General features: G+C 71.2%; 2 protein-coding genes. Both read left to right on the top strand.

Annotated features, from left to right (window positions below; genetic code table 11):
* Positions 1–286, top strand: a 286-nt coding sequence (locus I5G_RS25805; protein WP_187288816.1) for a hypothetical protein, incomplete at its 5' end; no start/stop codon positions are given.
* Positions 283–1,974, top strand: a 1,692-nt coding sequence (locus tag I5G_RS23950) for a hypothetical protein (RefSeq protein WP_022878519.1), incomplete at its 3' end; no start/stop codon positions are given. The genes I5G_RS25805 and I5G_RS23950, both read left to right, overlap by 4 nt.

The raw sequence follows: 1,974 nt of genomic DNA, 5'->3' as shown, positions 1-1,974 counted from the left end.
CGAGGTGGCGACCTCCCTCCGGAGGGCAGTGGATGCCGCGGCCCAAGCCCTCGTCCGGGCGACGTCCGCGCACGTCGGGTTCGTCGAGGTCGCCGACGCACGCGTCGACCTGGCTCACCGGATCGTCGGCCGCGGTCGCTCCGCCATCGCGGCCCTGCAGTCGGCAGTGCTCGCCTACATGACGGCCGACGCCGAGATGGCGACGAACACGGGGATGCGCGCTGCGGCCGTCGAGGGCAGCGGCAATCCCTTCGACCCGACGGTCTTCGGGAAGAGACGACTGTGACGGGTGAGAAGCTGGTACCCGAGCCGCCGGCGAACGCCGAGCACGTGCGTCAGGCGACGGAGGCGCTGCGGCACCGGGCGGACCACTTCGAGCTGACCCTGCAGGAAGCGCTCCTCACCTGGAATCTCGTCCCGCAGCTCTACCGCGCACCCGAGGCCGACGTCCTGCACCAGTCCCTGACGAGCACGCGACCGGTCGGGCGCGAGGTCGCCGCCGGGCTCGAGGCCGCGTGTCGCGCACTCGAACGCTACGCGGACGACCTCGACGATCTCGCGTACGCGCGCGGGCTGATCCTCAACGCGCAGGCGTCCGGAGCTCCGACCTCCGCCTGGGAGGACGACGACGCCGACCGTGGCGCGACGATGAATGGTCTCGCCCGCCGGCGGTGGCAGGAGGCCCTCCGACGTGACGCCGCTGCGCTCGCCGAGCGTTACGACGAGGCGACGGAGCGCTGCGCGCGCGCCCTGCGCGCCATCCCGGACGTGTCGTGGACATCGCTCGTCGCCTGGGCCAGTCCCGAGGTCACCGATTCGCCGGCGTCACCGACCGACACGGTCGGTCGCGCGATCCTCGACCGGCTGACCCTGGCACCGGATCCCGCCGACCTGCTGTCGCGGCATCCCGAGTGGTCCGTCATCCTCGGTCGCACGGCGCCCGACGAGATCGCGAAGTGGTGGTCGGGACTCGATCCCCGGGTCGTCGGCGCCCTCGTCATGGCCCTGCCCGCCGTCATCGGAAACCTCGACGGGGTGCCGATCGCCGAACGCGTGGCCGTCAACCGCGGCCGCGCGAGCGACCATCTGCGCCAGTTGCGCGCGGAACGGCAGGCACTCGAGGCGCTGCGTGCTCCCCGCTCGCGCGCGAACGCGCTCGAGGTCCTGGACCGCCGTGCGGAGCGGGCGCGCCTCGACCGCGAGATCGCGTACTTCGAGGACGTGGCGAACGGGAGGAAGCAGCTGTACGCGTGGGATCCGGAGCACGGTTCGTTGACCGAGATGGCGGGCGACCCGTCCACCGCGAAGGCGGCGCTGTTCGTCCTCCCCGGCACGAACGCGAAGCCGGAGGCGTTCATGTCCGAGCGACCCCTCACGGATTTCGCGGAGTGGCAGGTCGGCTCCGGCGGCGGATCGGTGGTCGCGTTCACCGTCCTCACCGGGCCCATGCCGCAACTCGACGACCTCGTGACGGCCGGTCCGGAATGGAATCGGTTCGCCGAGCAGCGCGGCGGAGAATACGCGCGCTTCCTTCAGGGAGTGGATGCCACCCACCCAGACCTCTGGACGATGAGCTACGAGCACTCCTACGGCGGCGGGGTGGGCAGCGAGGCCGAGAAGCACGGCGGGACGGTCGACGCGCGATTCCTCGCGGCGAGTGTCGGGGCCATCGGGCCCTACGAACCCCACCCCGGAACGCAGTACTTCGCGACGCAGGCGATCGACGACATCAATCGGTACTACGCAGGCGTCGGGCTCGGTCCCCTCGGCTTCACCGTCGCGCCGGAGACGATCCCCGGGGTGCACATCGTCGATTCCGGGCTGCCCGCGCCGAACATCCCCCAGCTCGTGGACCTCGGCATGACTCGGGATCCTGGGGTGCTCGTCAGCATCGTGCGCACCAGCGTGCAGCATCACACGGCGCTGATGAGCAGCGACGAATCGATCAACGGTCCGGTGTGGACGCGTTCGCTC

The organism is Microbacterium sp. B19, from assembly GCF_000333395.1.
GTDB lineage: Bacteria > Actinomycetota > Actinomycetes > Actinomycetales > Microbacteriaceae > Microbacterium.
Note: the sequence above shows the minus strand (reverse complement) of the source record. Positions and strands in the feature narration are given on the sequence as shown.